The sequence below is a fragment of the Amycolatopsis sp. NPDC048633 genome (assembly GCF_040650695.1).
In the GTDB taxonomy this organism is placed as follows: Bacteria; Actinomycetota; Actinomycetes; order Mycobacteriales; family Pseudonocardiaceae; genus Amycolatopsis.
This window is the reverse complement of sequence record NZ_JBEZHS010000037.1, coordinates 63,532-79,129: the sequence shown is the minus strand read 5'-3', so window position 1 is coordinate 79,129 and position 15,598 is coordinate 63,532. Positions and strand designations below refer to the sequence as shown.

Genomic DNA, 15,598 nt, shown 5'->3' with positions numbered 1-15,598 from the left:
GATGTCGACTGTGGTGCTGGTGGCCGCGCTGGTCGCGGCCGGGTTGATCGCCGGGTTGTTCTACGCCTACGCGTGCTCGGTGATGCCGGGGATCGCGCGCGGCGACGACAAGACGTTCGTGGAGGCGATGCGCGGGATCAACGTCGCGATCGTCAACCCGGTCTTCATGCTGACGTTCCTGGGCGCGCCGCTGCTGGCGGGCGTGGCGATCTTCCTCAACCCCGGGCCACGGCCGTGGGTGATCGCCGGGTTCGCTTGCCTGGTGGCGATGCTGCTGATCACCGGGGCGCTGAACATCCCGCTGAACAACGCGCTGGAGTCCGGTGGCGACGACTACGCGGCGGTGCGCGCGAACTTCGAGACGGCGTGGGTGCGCTGGAACGTGCTGCGGGCCGTGGTGAGCACGGCCGGGTTCGGCTGCCTGGTGGCGGCCGTGCTCACCGACCGCGGCTGATCAGTCCGCGAGGCGGAAGAGCAGGTCGGTGACCCACTGGTTGGGGTCCGCCACTTCGAGTGGGTTGGTGCGCAGGACTTCCAGGCGGCCACCCCACTCCTCGCCGTCGGGACCTTCCGTGACGTCCCACGCGACGCCCTCGACGGCGCCCCAGGCCAGGACCGCCGCGGTGGCGGCGACCAGGCCGTCGGGGGCTCCGACGTAGGTGTCGAGGACGTACTTCCCGGCCGGCAGCTCACCGGCGAAGGCGGGCTCCTCCGGGGTGAACCCGCCTTCGACCCGGACGCCGGCCTCGACGGTGAACCGCATCCCGGGGTGCAGCACGCGGTAGCGGAAGAACGGCGCCCCGGCCGGGGCAATCCCGCTGCCGGCCAAGGTGCCGATGAGCGGGGGCAGCCGGTCGGCGATGCGCGCGAACTCGTCGATCCCGACGGTGGCGCGCTCGGCGACGTAGCGCTGGGCCGGTCGGTCCACGATGGACGGCATCAGCGTTCCTCCGGGACGAAGATCGGGCGGACTTCGATACTGCCGTAGGTCGCTGCCGGGTGCTTGGCCGCGATTTCGAGGGCTTCGTCGAGGTCGTCGCAGTCGAGGACGACGTAGCCGCCGATCTGTTCCTTGGCCTCGGTGAACGGCCCGTCGGTGAGCAGCACTTCCCCGTCGCGGACGCGGATCGTCGTGGCTTCCGACGGCGGGCGCAGGCCGCCTCCGCCGTGGATCTTGCCGCGGCGGGCCAGGTCTTCGCCCCAGCCGTCGCAGCCGTCGTACTGGTGCTCTTCGGCGGTCTCGTCGCCGGCGATCATCAGCAGGTACCGCATGTCAGCGTCCTTCCAGTACTTCGCGCAGGCGCGCGGCGAAGGCGACCGGCTCGGCCATGAAGCCGCCATGGTCGCCCGGGAACGGTTCGGCCGCCAGGCCGAGGTCCGCGGCCAGGCCGAGCCCGGTTTCGTGGGCAAGCTGCCCGGTGGACTTCTCGCCGACGGCGACGACCAGCCGCGCGGACGTCGCCCGCAGCGCGTCGAGATCCGGGTCGTAGGCGCCGGTGGCGGGCATGAGGTGGCCGAAGAAGTAGGCGAAGTTGCCTTCGGCGCCCAGGTCGAGCGGCGGCGCGGGATCGATGCCCAAGCTCGCCATGAACGCGGCGAAGGCCGGGCCGACGCCCTGTTCGCGGAACAGCGCGGGGATGTCAGGCCCGTCGAGGGCCCCGGCGGGCAGGTAACGGCTGACCGGAGGTTCGTGCAAAACAACCGTGCGGACGTCACCGGGGTGCCGCAGGACGTGGTCGAGCATCGTGATGGCGCCGCCGCTGCTGGCCAGGACGTCCGCGGGCCCGACTTCGGCGAGCAGGCGGTGGACGTCGTCGGCGTGCTCGCGGATCGTGTCGCCCCCGGGTTTGCCGTCGAGCGGGCTGCGGGAGAGGCCACGCGGGTCGTAGGCGACGACGGTGTGGTCTTCGGCCAGCAGCGGGCGCAGCGCTGTGAACACCGCGGCGTCGGCGGGGCCGCCGGGGACCAGCAGCAGCACCGGACCACGGCCGGTGACGTCGTAGGTGAGGGTGGCGCCGGGGACGGCGAGGGTGGTCATGGGCTTTCCTCCGGTGGTCGGGGTTCGCCCGACCGACGAACGGGCCCGCCCGGGACCGACACCACTTCCGAAATTCTTCGCGTGAGGTAGGCGCGCTCGGCCTCGGTGGGCGCGAGATCGCGGGCCTTGGCGTACCACTCGGCGGCTTCGGCGTCCCGGCCCAAGCGCCGGAGGAAGTCGGCGCGGGTGGCGGGCAGCAGGTGGTAGCCGTCCATGGTCAGCTCGTCGAGCAGCGTGAGCCCGGCGAGCGGGCCGTCGGCCATGCCGACCGCGACGGCCCGGTTGAGCTCGACGACCGCGCTGGGGACGTGCTTGCGCAGCTCGCCGTAGAGGCCGGCGATCTGGGCCCAGTCGGTGTCGGCGGGCCGGGCTGCGGTGGCGTGGCAGGCGGCGATGGCGGCCTGGATCTGGTACGGCCCGGGGTGCCGCCGGCGCAGCGCGGTCTCCAGGATCTGGGCGCCTTCGGCGATTTCACCCGCGTCCCACCGGGTGCGGTCCTGTTCCTCGAGCGGGACGAGTTCACCGTTCGAACCGGCCCGGGTGGCGCGGCGGGCGTGTTGCAGCAGCATCAGCGCGAGCAGGCCGAGGACCTCGGGTTCGTCGGGCATGAGGCGGGCCAGGACGTGGGCGAGCCGGATCGCTTCGGCTGCGAGGTCGGGGCGCAGCAGGTCGGGTCCGGCGCTGGCGGAGTAGCCCTCGTTGAACGTCAGGTACAGCACGCCGAGCACGGCGGCGGTGCGTTCGGGCAGCAAGTGCGCGGGCGGGACGCGGTACGGGATGCGCGCGTTGCGAATCTTGCGCTTCACCCGCACCAGCCGCTGGGACATGGTCGCTTCCGGCACGAGGAAGGCGCGGGCGATCTCGGCGGTGGACAGCCCGGCCAGCGTGCGCAGCGCGAGCGCGACCTGGGCTTCGGTGGCCAAAGCCGGGTGACAGCAGGTGAAGATGAGCCGCAGACGGTCGTCGGTGACGCCGCTGTCGTCGAGATCGAGTTCTTCGGGGACGTGCATCAGGGCGGCCTCCCGGAGCTTGGCGGCGCCGGCGGTTTCGCGGCGGAGCCGGTCGGTGGCGCGGTTGCGGGCGGCGGTGGTCAGCCAGGCGCCGGGCCGCTTCGGGACACCGTCGCGCGGCCAGGTGCGCAGCGCGAGGGCGAACGCCTCCTGGGCGCACTCCTCGGCGAGGTCCCAGTCGCCGGTGATCCGGATGAGCGTGGCCACGACCTGGCCCCACTCCTCGCGGAACGCCTCCGCGAGCGCGGTCTCGACGTCCACCGCTGCTCCTTCCGCCGGTTCACCCACCCGACGAACGGCCGGGGCCGGAACCGACAGCCGCCGCGTGGCAGGCGCCGTAGCCCTCGGCGCGCGCGACGATCCGGCCGGCTTCGACGCGGACGGCCGTCTCGGTGGCGTCACTGACGGCGGTGACGCCGGCGGCCGCGGCGAGCTCGCCGGCCGGGTCGCAGACGAGCCGGAGCCGGGGCCGGGCCGGGGGTGCGATCGCCTGGTCGAGGCAGGCGCGCAGGTCGGCGACGGTGAGCCGGGCCAAGGGGGCGAGTTCGCCGGGGTCGCTGGTGACGAGCACCGCGGTGACGTCGGCGCCGGCGCGCACGGCCTCCTCGAAGGCGGCAGCGCGGTGCAGGCCGAGGATGGTGACGACGCCGTCGCCGGGCCGGAACGGTTCGCCGGTCAGCAGGTCGGTGGCCGTCGGTGGGGTCCACGGCTGGTCGGCGGGCCGGGCCTGGCCGGTGATCGGCGGGGTCGCGGGCCAGTCGTCGCTGAGGTCCAGGTCGAGCAGTGCGGCGCAGGCGGTGACGATGTGGAACGGTTCGCCGAAGCCGGGCGCGGCGGCGGCGAGCTGGCTCGCGCCGTGCAGCGTGGTCAGGGCGGCTTCGGCGACGCGGACCAGGCGACGTCCTGGGCGCAGTCGTTCCAGGGCGAGTCCGAGCAGGATGGCGTCGACGCGCATGAGCTGCGCGAACGGCAGGCGGGTGTGTTCGTCGGCGAGGATCTCGGGCACCAGGTCGCGGGCGAGGCGGGCGTCGCCGCTGTCGTTGTCGGTGGCCAGGGGGAGCCGGGCAACCCAGGCGCGGGCGAACGCGGCCAGGACGTCGGCCGCGTCGGCGTCCGGCGCTGGGGTGGCGGGCCTGGGTGCGCGTTCGGCGAGGTCGGCCAGGACGGCGAAGTACAGGGCGCGTTTGCCGGGGAAGTTGGAGTAGACCGCGCCGCGGGTGAGCTCGGCGCGTTCGGCGATGACGTCGATCTTCGCCTCGCGGAAACCGCGTCCGGCGAACTCGTCGCGGGCGGCGGAGAGGACCTTCGCGCGGTTGCGTTCCTGGGTCTCGGTCCTGCTGAGCCTGACCATCGTCCTCCTTGCCGCGGTGTCGTGGATCAAGATACCGTGACCACTGAGATGATTAGAACATCTGATGTGAACATTTGGAGTGCCGGATGATCCCCGAGATCGACCTGACCGACCTGAACGTCCTGACTGACCCGTTCACCGCCTACGACCAGGCGCGGGAGGCCGGCGCGCTGGCCAAGCTCGTCATCCCCGGCTTCGGCCCGTTCTGGGCGCTGACCCGCTACACCCAGGCACGCGCGATGCTGGCCGACCCGCGGTTCGAGGTCCGGGCCGAAAGCTTCATGCGGCCGCCGGGCATCCCCGAGCACTGCCTCGAGTACATGCGGACGATGGCCGAGCAGGACGGGCCCGAGCACCTGCGGCTGCGGCGGCTGGTGGCACCGGCGTTCACCCCGAAGCGCGCCGCTCAACTGCGGCCGCGGCTGGTGGCCCTCACCGAGCGGCTGCTCGACGAGCTGCCCGGCTACGCCGAGGACGGCGTCGTCGACCTCGTGCCGCACTTCGCGCGGCCGTTGCCGATGGACGTCATCTGCGAGATGGCCGGCATCCCCGAGGTCGACCGGCCGCGCTGGCGGGAGTACGGCGCCGTGATCGCCGGCGGTGTGGGCCCGGACTTCGCGACCGCGATCCCGGCGATCATCGAGGGCGCGAAGGACGCGGTGGCGCGCAGCCGGGCCGAACCGGGTGACGACCTCATCGGTGACCTCGTGCGCGCCGAGGACGACGACCGGCTCACCGACACCGAGCTGGTCACCCTGGTCTGGCACCTCGTGCTGGCCGGTCAGACGCCGGTGAACCTGATCGCGAACGCCGTCGAAGCCCTGCTGCGGCACCCGGACCAGCTCGCGGCCCTGCGCGCGGACCCGGCGTTGTGGCCGGGCGCGGTCGAGGAGCTGATGCGCTTCTGCAGCCCGCAACTACTGACCACGCCGCGGTTCGCGCGGGAGGACGTCGAGATCGACGGGCACCTGATCCGCGAGGGTGAGCGGGTGACGGCCGCGATGGTGGCCGCCGACCGCGACCCGCGCGCGTTCCCCGACGCCGACCGTCTGGATGTCACGCGCTCGGGGTCGCCGCAGCTGGGCTTTTCGCACGGCCCGCACTTCTGCCTGGGAGCGTCGATCGCGCGGGTGGAGACGGAGGTGGCGCTCTCGGGGTTGTTCGCCCGGTTCCCGGATCTCGCGCTGGCCGTCGACGACGTGCCGCGCGCGCCCGACGGCGGGACCTGGCGGCCCGCGTCGCTACCGCTGGCGCTCTGACGCGCGGCACCGCGGCGAGCGTCGCGAATGACTCATTCGGGACCTCGTAGGCCGGGAATGAGTCATTCGCGACCCTCCGACCGGGCGGAGATCAGGGTTTCGATGCCGTCCAGGACGCGGGCGAGGCCGAAGCGGAAGTTGTGGGCCGGGTCGGACGCGGCGTTGTGGGCCTGGCCCGCGGCCGTGCCGACCCGGGACGCGAGCGGGTAGTGGGCCGGGTCCGCGGCGGGGATGCCGGCCAGGACCGGGCCGACGCGCTCCCACCACTGCGCGTCGGTCATCCCGCTGGTGCGGACCAGGCGGGCGGCGTCGAGCGAGCTGCGCGCGGTGCCCCGCACCAGGCCGGAGACCAGGGTGACGACGGCGTCCATCTCGACGTCGTCCAGCCCGATGCCCTCGACCGCGCGCAGCTCGTGTTCGTATCGCGCGAAGCTGTTCGGGCCCAGCGCCGAGCGGGTGGTGGTGGCCTGCAGCAGCCACGGGTGCCGGTGGTAGAGCGCCCATTCGTCGTCGGCGAGCGCGGTCAGGGCCGCCCGCCAGCCGAGGCCGGGCTCGGGGACGGACAGCTCGCCGTGGGCGTGGTCGATCATCAGGTCGAGCAGCTCGGCCCGGCCGGGTACGTAGGTGTAGAGCGTCATGGGGGAGACGCCGAGGTGCTCGGCGACCCCGCGGATGGTGACCGCGTCGATGCCGTCGGCGTCGCCGAGGGTGATCGCCGCGCTGACGACGTCGGCGGTGGTCAGCTTCGGTTTCGGGCCGCGCCGGGCGGGTGCGGCCACGCCCCAGAGCAGCTCGATCGCGCGTCGCGGGTCGCTGCCGCCGTTGTCCTCCGTGCTCACGCGGCTCATTCTGCCCACCTCATTGTCGTACAACGTACAGAGTTGTGCTAACCTCTACTTCGTACACAGTACAGAGTTAAGGGGGAAGATGACTCTGCAGATCCAGGCCGAGGGACTTCGCAAGCGCTACGGCGACGCGTACGCCCTCGACGGGTTCGATCTGTCCGTCACGGCCGGCACGCTGCACGGCCTGCTGGGACCCAACGGCGCGGGCAAGACGACCGCCGTCCGCGTGCTCTCCACCCTGCTGCGCCACGACGGCGGTACGGCACGGGTGGCCGGCTTCGACGTCGCCACCGAACCGGCGAAAGTGCGCTCGGCGATCGGGCTGGTCGGCCAGCAGGCCGCGGTCGACGAGCTGCTGTCCGGGCGGCAGAACCTCGTGCTGTTCGGCCGGCTGCACCACCTGGGCCGGCGCGAAGCCACCCGCCGCGCCGACGACCTGCTGGAACGGTTCGCTCTCGCCGACACGGGGACAAACCCGGTGTCGGCGTACTCGGGCGGGATGCGGCGGCGCCTCGACCTCGCCGCCTCCCTGCTCGCGACCCCGCGGGTGCTGTTCCTCGACGAGCCCACGACCGGGCTGGACCCGCGCAGCCGCATCGAGGTCTGGCGGGCGGTGCGGTCCCTGGTCGCCGACGGCACGACCGTGCTGCTCACGACGCAGTACCTGGAGGAGGCCGACCGGCTGGCCGACCGCATCTCCCTGGTGGAACACGGGCGCGTCATCGCCGAAGGGACCCCGGCCGAGCTGAAGGGCTCACTCGGGGCGACCCGGATCGAGCTGACGCTGATCGACCCGGACGTCGTCCACGCGGCGGCGGCGTTGCTGGCCCGGGTCACCGGGGACGAGCCGGTCACCGAAGAGCTGAGGGTCAGCGCGCCGGCCGAACCGTCGATGCTGACCGACGTCGTCCGCGAGCTGGGCGCGGCCGAGCTGGCGGTCGCCGACGTCGCCCTGCGGCATCCGACGCTCGACGAAGTGTTCCTGGAGCTGACGGGGAAGGTGTCGCGATGAGATGGGCGATCGAAGACGGCTGGACGCTCACCCAGCGGTACCTCGCCCACCTGGCGCGGCGCCCGGCCCGGCTGGCCACGGTGGTGGCGTTCCCGATCCTGATGGTGCTGATCTTCGCCTACCTGCTCGGTGGCGGGATGACCGTGCCGGGCGGGGGTTCGTACCGCGAGTTCCTGATGCCGGGGATGTTCGCGATGACCATGGCGTTCGGGCTGTCGGGCACGATGATCGCGGTGCTCGACGACGCCACCAAGGGCGTCACCGACCGGTTCCGGTCGCTGCCGATGGCGCCGTCGGCGGTGCTCACCGGGCGGGTGGCGGCGGACCTGGTGAACGCGGTCCTCGCGCTGGCCGTGCTGCTGGGGTGCGGGTTCGCCGTCGGCTGGCGCCCGCACGGCAGCCTGGCCGAGACGCTCGCCGCGTTCGGGCTGCTGCTCCTGCTGCGCACGGCGCTGGTGTGGGCCGGGATCTACCTGGGCCTGCTGACCACGGATCCGTCGATGGTGACGCTCGCGCAGACGCTGGAGTTCCCGTTCGGGTTCCTCTCCAGCGCGTTCGTGGCGACCGCGACCATGCCGGCCTGGCTGGGAACCGTGGCGGAGTGGAACCCGTTGTCCTCCACGGTGACGGCGGCGCGGGTGCTGTTCGGCAACCCGGGCGCGGCCGGGACGTCCTGGGTGAGCGCGCACTCCGTGCTCATGGCCGTGGTGTGGCCGCTGGTGCTGCTGGCCGTGTTCGTGCCGTTGTCCGTGCGCCGATACGGGAGGTTGGGGAACTGAACGCCGATTTCGAACCGGGTGAACCACCACGGGCGGGACGGCTGGTGCTCGACGGGCGCCGGCTGTCCCTTGTGGACGGCTTGCCGGAGCTGCTGAGCACCACCGATCCCGATCCCGCCACGGCGTTCTGGGCGACCGCGGCGAAGGCCGCGCTGCGGCTGGTCGCGGCGGGCCGGCTCTTGCCAGGGGTCACCGAGGCCGGCCACGACGCCTGGCGCGTCGGGCCCTTGGAGCCGGCGGAAGCCGCGTGGCTGCGGGACCTCGCGGCCGCGATGCCGGTGGACGAGCGGGCGCCGGGTCCCCTGCTGCGGGCGTTCCTCGACGCCGTCGCCGACACCCTGCCCCGCACACCCGCCGCGGCGAAGGCGGCCGGGACGCGGTTGTTCGCCGCGGTCGCGCCGCAGCGGGCGGAGTCCGTGCGGGACTGGGCCGGCGAACTGGCCGCCGGGCTCGACTCCGGCACCCGGGTGTCGCTGCGGGTGGAGGCGCCGGACGGCTTCGACGCCGGCCGCTTCCACGCCGTCGTCCAGGTGCACAGCCTCGCCGACCCCGGCCAGGTCGCCGACGCGGCGCAGCTCTGGGAGACGGGCCGGTTCGGGCCGCGGGCGCGCATCGACGTCGTGCTGGCGCTGCGCCGGGGTGCGCAGGTGTGGCCGGCGCTGAGCCCGCTGCTCACCTCGGCCGTGCCGGACGTGCTGGCGCTGGGCGGGGACGACGTGACCGAGCTCGTCGCGGCCGCGGCCCCACGCCTGGCGGCGGTCGGCATCGACGTGCACTGGCCGGCCGAGCTGGTGGGCTCGCTGACCGCACGGGCCGTAGTGAACGCCGGGGACGCACCCGGCGATCTGCCGTCGTTCTTCGGCGGCGGCCGGGCGCTCGAGTTCGACTGGCAGCTCGCCCTGGGCGGTGAGGTGCTGACCGAGGCGGAGCTGGACGTGCTCGCCGAGGCCCGCCGTCCGGTGGTGCGGCTGCGCGACCGCTGGGTGCTGGTCGACCCGGCGTTCGCGGCGAAGGCACGCGAACGGACGCTGAAGCCCCTCACCCCGGTCGACGCGCTGGGCGCGGTGCTGACCGGGACCACCGAGGTCGACGGCGAGCCGGTCGAGGTCGTCACCGAGGGCTGGCTCGCGCGGCTGCGGGAACGGCTGTCCGCGCCGCCGGAACCCCAGGCGCCGCCGGCCGGGCTGGCCGCGACGCTGCGGGACTACCAGCTGCGCGGGCTGCAGTGGCTGGCCACGATCACCGGGCTCGGCCTCGGCGGCTGTCTCGCCGACGACATGGGCCTGGGCAAGACGGTCACGTTGATCGCGCTGCACCTGCACCGCGCGTCCGGGCCGACGCTGGTCGTGTGCCCGGCGTCGCTGCTGGGCAACTGGGAACGCGAGATCCGCCGGTTCGCCCCGGGTGTGCCGGTGCGGCGCTTCCACGGCAGCGCGCGCTCGCTCGAGGACATCGAAGGGTTCGTGCTGACCACTTACGGCACGCTGCGCACCGATCCCGCGCCGCTGGCCGGGGTGCGGTGGGGGCTGCTGGTCGCCGACGAGGCCCAGCACGTCAAGAACCACCGCTCGGGCACTGCGAAGGCGCTGCGGCTGGTGCCCGCGGCGGCGCGGGTGGCGCTGACCGGCACGCCGGTGGAGAACACGCTCTCGGAGCTGTGGGCGATCCTCGACTGGTCGGCGCCGGGCCTGCTGGGTTCGCTGAGCGAGTTCCGGACGCGGTGGGCGAAACCGATCGAGGCCGGGGACCCTTCCGCGGCGGAGCGGCTGAGCCGGTTGCTGCGGCCGTTCCTGTTGCGGCGCCGCAAGTCCGACCCCGGGATCGCGCCGGAGCTGCCGGCGAAGACCGAAACGGACCAGCCGGTGGCGCTGAGCCCGGAGCAGGCGGCGCTGTACGAGGCGGTCGTGCGGGAGATGATGGCCGACATCGCCGCGAGCGACGGGATGGCGCGGCGCGGCCGGATCGTCAAGCTGCTGACCGCGCTCAAGCAGATCTGCAACCACCCGGCGCAGTACCTCAAAGAGCCCGGTGGCCGTTCGGGGAAGCTGGAGCTGCTCGACGAGCTGCTGGACACGATCCTCGCCGAGGGCGGCGCGGTGCTGGTGTTCACCCAGTACGTCGCCATGGCCCGGCTGCTGGAACAGCACCTGGCCGCCCGCGGGATCGGCACGTTGCTGCTGCACGGCGGCACGCCGGTGGCGCGGCGCGAAGAGCTCGTCGAGCGGTTCCAGGCGGGCGAGGTGCCGGTGTTCCTGTTGTCGCTCAAGGCGGCCGGCACCGGGCTGAACCTCACGCGCGCCGACCACGTCGTGCACTTCGACCGCTGGTGGAACCCCGCTGTCGAAGACCAGGCGACCGACCGGGCGTACCGGATCGGGCAGACCCGGCCGGTGCAGGTGCACCGGCTCGTCGCCGAGGGCACGGTCGAGGACCGGATCGCGGCGATGCTGCGGGAGAAGCGGGCGCTGGCCGACGCGGTGCTGGCCGGTGGCGAGGCGGCGTTGACCGAACTGACCGACACCGAGCTCGCGGAGCTCGTCGAGCTGAGGAGCCGCGGATGAGCGACGAAGCGGTACGCGGGTTCCCCGCGTTCGGAGCCGGCGGGCGCTCGGCCCGCTCCTGGTGGGGGCGGGCCTGGGTGAGCGCGATGGAGGACACCGCGCTGGACCTGCGGCAGCTGAAGAAAGGCCGCAAGTACGCCGCGGCCGGGCTGGTCGGGCCGATCACGGTGAGCCCGGGCCGGATCGCGGCGGCGGTCGACGACGTCGACGGCGGCCCGTACCGGACCGAGCTGCGGCTGGCGGAGCTGTCCGAAGCAGACTGGACGCGGTTCCTCGACCGGGTCGCCTCGCGCGCGGGGCACCTGGCGGCGCTGCTGGACCGGGACATGCCGCACGACCTGGTGGCGGCGGCCGACGACGCCGGCGTCCACTTGCTGCCGGGGATCGGGGACCTCGACCCGGAGTGCGACTGCGCGGGCTGGGAGCTGCCGTGCCGGCACGCGGCGGCGTTGTCGTTCCAGGCGTCGTGGCTGCTGGACGCGGACCCGTTCGTGCTGTTGCTGATGCGCGGCAAGGGTGAGCGGGAGATCCGCGAAGAGCTGGAGAGCCGCACGGCGCCGCGCGTGGACCTGGTGGTCGAGGACCGGACGCCGGGAGAGCTGCCGGATCTCGCCGGGTTCCGGCCGTCGGGGGCGCCGTCGATCCCGGCCGCGCCCGGGGTGCCGGCGGAGGCCTTCGCTCTGTTGGCCGCGCACGCCGCGACGCAGGCGCGGGCGATGCTGGCGGGTGAGCCGTGGCCGGGACGGCGGCACGACACGGTCCGGCTGGCCGCGGAGTTCCCCGCCGCGGCTTCACGGCTGGGCGAGGGGGCCGAGTTCGAGCGGGCGGTCGCGGCGTGGACGCACGGCGGCCGCGCGGGTCTGGAGGTGCTGGACGCGCCGTGGACACCGCCGAAGGTGGCACTGGCGGCCGCGCGGGCCGCGCTCGCCGACGTCACCGACGAGGAGCCGGTGTTCGACCGCAACCGGTGCACGGCCGGGGAGGTGCAGGTGCGGCTGGACCGGCGGGGGCGGTGGCACCCGTACCGGCGCGAGGGCGGTGAGTGGTGGCCCGCGGGGCCGCCGGAGGCCGATCCGGGACTGCTGCTCGGCTGATTCCCGGGAGCTTCTTCACGGGGTGAACCCGCGCCTGGACAGGGATTTTCGTGGGATCGCGCGGTATCCAGCGCGTTCCCCGGTGTCTCCTCTCCCCAACGGCGGTTTCCCGCCGGGCCCACTGGGGGTGCGGGCGCGCGGGTGCTGACTCCTCGCGCGCCCGCCCTGTTTCTGTCGGTCAGGTTTTTGTCGGTGCCCGGCGCTAGCGTGCGGGCCATGGACGCCATTGCCGCCGATCTGCACCGGTACCTCCAGGAGAAGCGCGAGTGCGTGCTCGCGTCGTTGTCCGGGTTGAGCGAGTACGACATCCGCCGCCCGATGACCCCGACGGCCACCAACCTGCTCGGCCTGGTCAAGCACCTGGCCGGCGGGGAGCTCGGCTACCTGGGCGACTGCGTCGGCCGCCCGGCCCCGGTCCGGCTGCCGTGGGTCGAGGACGGGTCGATCTGGGACAGCGCCGACATGTGGGCCACCGCGGAGGAGACCCGCGAGGAGCTGGTCGAGCTGTACCGGACGGCGTGGCGGCACTCGGACGAGTCGATCGAGCAGCTGCCGCTGGACGCGCCGGCGTCGGTGCCGTGGTGGCCGGAGGAGCGTCGGGGGACGACGTTCGGCTCGCTGCTCGTGCGGGTGACGGCGGAGGCGGGGCACCACGCGGGCCACGCCGACATCGTTCGTGAGCTGATCGACGGTCGCGCGGGCGGCGACCACGACGACATCGGCGACACCGCCTGGTGGGAGACGTATGTGGCGCGGGTCCAGGGCGCGGCGGACAAGTTCCGCGCGGTTTAGGCCGCGGTGCGTTCGGCGAGCGGCCGGCGCCGCAATCCCGGCTGCTGCAGCGCGGGAGGCTGGTAGGCCTGGTCGAGGGTGCCGACGTCGGTGCCCGGCGGGACGATCTCGTCGATGCGGTCGAGCAGGTCGTCGGAGAGGGTGACGTCGAGGCCGGCCAGGAGGTCGTCGAGGTGGGCCATCGTGCGGGCGCCCAGCAGGGCGCTGGTCACGCCGGGGTGGGCGATGGTGAAGGCCATCGCGAGGTGGGTCATGGGCAGTCCGGCTTCTTTCGCGAGCGCTTCGAACTGCTCGACGACGTCGAGGCGGCGCTCGTCGTTGAGGTGGCGGACCAGGCCCGCGCGGCGCAGCTCGTCGTGCCGGCGGCCGGTGAGCAGGCCTTGGCCGAGCGGGCCCCAGACGAGGGTGCCCATGCCGAAGCGCTGGGTGGCGGGCAGGATCTCGCGTTCGATCCCGCGGTTGAGAAGGGAGTAGGCGGGCTGCTCGGTGTGGAACGCGGTCAGGCCGTGCCGGGCGGCCGCCCACTGGGCCTCGACGATGTCCGACGCCGTCGTGCCGGACGCGCCGATCGCGCGGACCTTGCCGCTGCGCAGGAGGTCGGTGAGCGCGGCGAGGGTCTCTTCGATGTCGGTGCCGGGGTCGGGACGGTGCAGCTGGTAGAGGTCGATGTGGTCGGTCCGCAGGCGGCGCAGCGAGTTCTCGACGGCGGTGACGATCCAGCGGCGGGAGGCGCCCTGGTGGTTGGGGTCCTCGCCGGTCGGGCGGCCGAACTTGGTGGCGAGCACGACGTCGTCGCGGCGGCCTTCCAGGGCTTTGCCGACGACGTCTTCGGAGTCGCCGTAGGCGTCGGCGGTGTCGAGGAAGTTGATCCCGGCGTCGAGGGCCCGGTGCAGGACGCGGGCCGAGTCCTCCGGGTCGGCGTTGCCGATCCGGGTGGCGAACATCAGCGTGCCCAGGGCGTAGGGGCTGACCTGGATGCCGGTCCGGCCCAGGGTGCGGTACTGCATGGGGACTCCTCGGGTAACCTTAACCGGAAAGCTTTTCCACAACTATACGGAAAGGCTTTCCGCTTAGCTACCCGGAGGAGCACCGTGCCCGAAGAGCCGCGACGTCGACGCGCCGACGCCCAGCGCAACGTCGACGCTCTACTGGAGGCGGCGAAGAGCGTCTTCGCCACCTCGGGGGTGGACGCGCCGGCGAAGGAGATCACCGACCTGGCCGGGGTCGGCGTCGGCACGCTCTACCGGCACTTCCCGCAGCGCGCGGAGCTGGTCGCGGCCGTGCTGCAGCGCGAGATCGACGTCGTGGCCCAGGCGGGACCGGCGCTGAGCGCCGAACACGAGCCGGGCGAAGCGCTGCGACGGTGGCTGCGCCGCTACACCGAGTTCGTCGGCACGAAGCGGGGGTTCGCCGCGGCCCTGCATTCGGGCGATCCGGCGTTCGACGCGCTGCCCGGCTACTTCATGGAGCGGATGGAACCGGTCCTGGCCGCCCTGCTCGACGCGGCGGCCGCGGCGGGGGAGGTCCGCACCGACGTCAGCGCGAAGGACCTCCTGCACGCCGTGGCCCTGCTCTGCCAGCCCGTGCGCGGCGAGGACCTGGAGTACAACCAGCGGATGGTCGCGGTCCTCGCCGACGGGCTCAGCCCACGGGCGTGACCGCGTAGTCCTTGACCCGCATGGAGTCGTGCATCCGCACGCCGCCGGTGTTGAGCTTCGCCAGCGCCGTGGTGACGCGGGCCGGCAGGGCCGAGACGAGCTGGCCGCCGCGGGTCAGCGCCCACACCCCGGCGCGGGAGGCGGGGATCAGGCTGCGGGCGGCGCCGGCGGCGAACGCGCGGCTCTTGCGCACCAGCTCGCCCATTTCGCTTTCGTAGGCGGCGAAAGCACGTTCGTGGTCACCGCCCGCCGCGGCCAGTTCGCCGGCCAGGACGTAGGCGCCGAGCACCGCGAGGCTGGTGCTGCCGCCGACGGCCGGGCCGGGACAGTAGCCGGCGTCGCCGACGAGCGTGACGCGACCGCGTGACCACGAGTCGAGCCCGAGCTGGGTGATCGAGTCGAAGTAGAACGGGCCCGGGCCGGCCAGTTCGGCCAGCCAGCCGTCGACCTGCGGATGCATCCCGGCGTAGGCCTCGCGCAGCAGCTCCTGCTGCCTCGCGACGTCGCGGTGGTGGTAGTCGAGCGGCTCGTCGCGGCGGAACAGGAACACCGCCCGGGCTTCGTCGAGGTGCCGCGCGCTGTAGACGCCGGCGGTGCGGCCGGGGCCGAGGTGCAGGACGGTTTCGCCGTCACCGAGGCCGGTCGTGCCGGGCATGGAGAGCACGGCCAGGTAGGCGCCGATGAACTTCGTCAGGCCGGCTTCTTCGCCGAAGACCAGGCGCCGGACGTTCGAGTGCAGCCCGTCGGCGCCGACGACGATGTCGAACTTGCGCGGCGCGGCGTGTTCGAAGGTGACGTCGCCGTCGGGGGAGATGCTGGTGATCGAGTCGCCGAAGAGGTATTCGACGTCGTCGCGGCCGGCGTCGTAGTAGATCTCGCTGAGGTCGTCGCGCATGATCTCGGCGTGCCGGTCGGAGGTGGCGCGGTAGATCTTCGACAGGTCCACCCGCACCGGGCGGCGCGCGCCTTCGCGGTGCAGCGTCATCCGGGCGGTGCCGGTTTTGCGGGCTTCGACGCGCGGCAGCACGCCCATCCGTTCGGTGATGTCCATGGCGGGCCGGAACAGGTCGACGGCGTGGCCGCCGGTCTTGCGCAGCACGGGGGCGCGTTCGACGACCGTGACGTCGAAGCCGTGGCGGGTGAGCCAATAGGCGAGCACCGGGCCCGCGATGCTGGCGCCCGAGACGAGAATCCGCATG

At 73.3% G+C, this 15,598-nt stretch carries 16 protein-coding genes; 8 read left to right on the top strand and 8 right to left on the bottom strand.

Translation table 11 applies throughout. The features are described 5' to 3' along the window. Position 1 precedes the first annotated feature (1 nt). Complete coding sequence (locus AB0C38_RS41225) at positions 2-454, top strand: anthrone oxygenase family protein (RefSeq protein ID WP_360684007.1); 453 nt, start codon at positions 2-4, stop codon at positions 452-454. Here the strand turns inward: AB0C38_RS41225 and AB0C38_RS41220 are convergent, their stop codons facing one another. Genes AB0C38_RS41220 through AB0C38_RS41200 form a run of 5 tightly spaced genes read right to left on the bottom strand, consistent with a single transcriptional unit; the run spans position 455 to position 4,399 of the window. Beyond that, positions 455-940, bottom strand: coding sequence for a GyrI-like domain-containing protein (locus tag AB0C38_RS41220; protein WP_360684004.1), 486 nt, complete (start codon positions 938-940; stop codon positions 455-457). After that, on the bottom strand, positions 940-1,272 hold the full coding sequence (locus AB0C38_RS41215) for a YciI family protein (protein ID WP_360684001.1): 333 nt from the start codon (positions 1,270-1,272) through the stop codon (positions 940-942). Before AB0C38_RS41215 ends, AB0C38_RS41220 begins: the two co-directional genes overlap by 1 nt. A gap of 1 nt (position 1,273) precedes the next feature. After that, positions 1,274-2,038: an alpha/beta hydrolase gene (locus AB0C38_RS41210; RefSeq protein ID WP_360683998.1), complete on the bottom strand. Its 765-nt coding sequence runs from the start codon at positions 2,036-2,038 to the stop codon at positions 1,274-1,276. Then, on the bottom strand, positions 2,035-3,309 hold the full coding sequence (locus AB0C38_RS41205; RefSeq protein WP_360683995.1) for an RNA polymerase sigma factor: 1,275 nt from the start codon (positions 3,307-3,309) through the stop codon (positions 2,035-2,037). Before AB0C38_RS41205 ends, AB0C38_RS41210 begins: the two co-directional genes overlap by 4 nt. Positions 3,310-3,328: 19 nt before the next feature. Beyond that, positions 3,329-4,399, bottom strand: a complete 1,071-nt coding sequence (locus AB0C38_RS41200) for a TetR/AcrR family transcriptional regulator (protein ID WP_360683992.1) — start codon at positions 4,397-4,399, stop codon at positions 3,329-3,331. An 86-nt stretch (positions 4,400-4,485) separates the two neighbouring features. Here AB0C38_RS41200 and AB0C38_RS41195 point away from each other — a divergent pair, with 86 nt between their 5' ends. Then, a complete protein-coding gene (locus AB0C38_RS41195; RefSeq protein WP_360683989.1) occupies positions 4,486-5,658 on the top strand; it encodes a cytochrome P450 in 1,173 nt (390 codons plus the stop codon). A gap of 62 nt (positions 5,659-5,720) precedes the next feature. Here AB0C38_RS41195 and AB0C38_RS41190 read toward each other — a convergent pair whose 3' ends face one another. After that, positions 5,721-6,506, bottom strand: coding sequence for a TetR/AcrR family transcriptional regulator (locus AB0C38_RS41190; RefSeq protein ID WP_360683986.1), 786 nt, complete (start codon positions 6,504-6,506; stop codon positions 5,721-5,723). 79 nt (positions 6,507-6,585) lie between these two features. Here AB0C38_RS41190 and AB0C38_RS41185 point away from each other — a divergent pair, with 79 nt between their 5' ends. The 5 genes from AB0C38_RS41185 to AB0C38_RS41165 all read left to right on the top strand — a co-directional run bounded on the left by AB0C38_RS41185 (position 6,586) and on the right by AB0C38_RS41165 (position 12,741). Then, positions 6,586-7,515, top strand: a complete 930-nt coding sequence (locus AB0C38_RS41185; protein WP_360683983.1) for an ATP-binding cassette domain-containing protein — start codon at positions 6,586-6,588, stop codon at positions 7,513-7,515. Next, positions 7,512-8,294: an ABC transporter permease gene (locus AB0C38_RS41180; protein ID WP_360683980.1), complete on the top strand. Its 783-nt coding sequence runs from the start codon at positions 7,512-7,514 to the stop codon at positions 8,292-8,294. The genes AB0C38_RS41185 and AB0C38_RS41180 overlap by 4 nt, the downstream gene beginning before the upstream one ends. 44 nt (positions 8,295-8,338) lie before the next feature. Further along, positions 8,339-10,855, top strand: coding sequence for a DEAD/DEAH box helicase (locus tag AB0C38_RS41175; protein WP_360683977.1), 2,517 nt, complete (start codon positions 8,339-8,341; stop codon positions 10,853-10,855). Continuing rightward, positions 10,852-11,949: an SWF/SNF family helicase gene (locus AB0C38_RS41170; protein WP_360683974.1), complete on the top strand. Its 1,098-nt coding sequence runs from the start codon at positions 10,852-10,854 to the stop codon at positions 11,947-11,949. The genes AB0C38_RS41175 and AB0C38_RS41170 overlap by 4 nt, the downstream gene beginning before the upstream one ends. Positions 11,950-12,165: 216 nt before the next feature. After that, on the top strand, positions 12,166-12,741 hold the full coding sequence (locus AB0C38_RS41165; protein WP_360683971.1) for a DinB family protein: 576 nt from the start codon (positions 12,166-12,168) through the stop codon (positions 12,739-12,741). Here AB0C38_RS41165 and AB0C38_RS41160 read toward each other — a convergent pair. Then, positions 12,738-13,748 carry an aldo/keto reductase gene (locus tag AB0C38_RS41160; RefSeq protein WP_360683968.1) on the bottom strand — a complete coding sequence of 337 codons (1,011 nt, stop codon included), beginning with the start codon at positions 13,746-13,748 and terminating at the stop codon, positions 12,738-12,740. The genes AB0C38_RS41165 and AB0C38_RS41160 overlap by 4 nt on opposite strands. 84 nt (positions 13,749-13,832) lie before the next feature. Here AB0C38_RS41160 and AB0C38_RS41155 point away from each other — a divergent pair, with 84 nt between their 5' ends. Then, positions 13,833-14,399 (top strand): TetR family transcriptional regulator, encoded by a 567-nt coding sequence (locus AB0C38_RS41155; protein ID WP_360683965.1) that lies wholly within the window; start codon positions 13,833-13,835, stop codon positions 14,397-14,399. Here AB0C38_RS41155 and AB0C38_RS41150 read toward each other — a convergent pair. Next, positions 14,383-15,597 carry an FAD-dependent monooxygenase gene (locus tag AB0C38_RS41150; RefSeq protein ID WP_360683962.1) on the bottom strand — a complete coding sequence of 405 codons (1,215 nt, stop codon included), beginning with the start codon at positions 15,595-15,597 and terminating at the stop codon, positions 14,383-14,385. The genes AB0C38_RS41155 and AB0C38_RS41150 overlap by 17 nt on opposite strands. Position 15,598 lies beyond the last annotated feature (1 nt).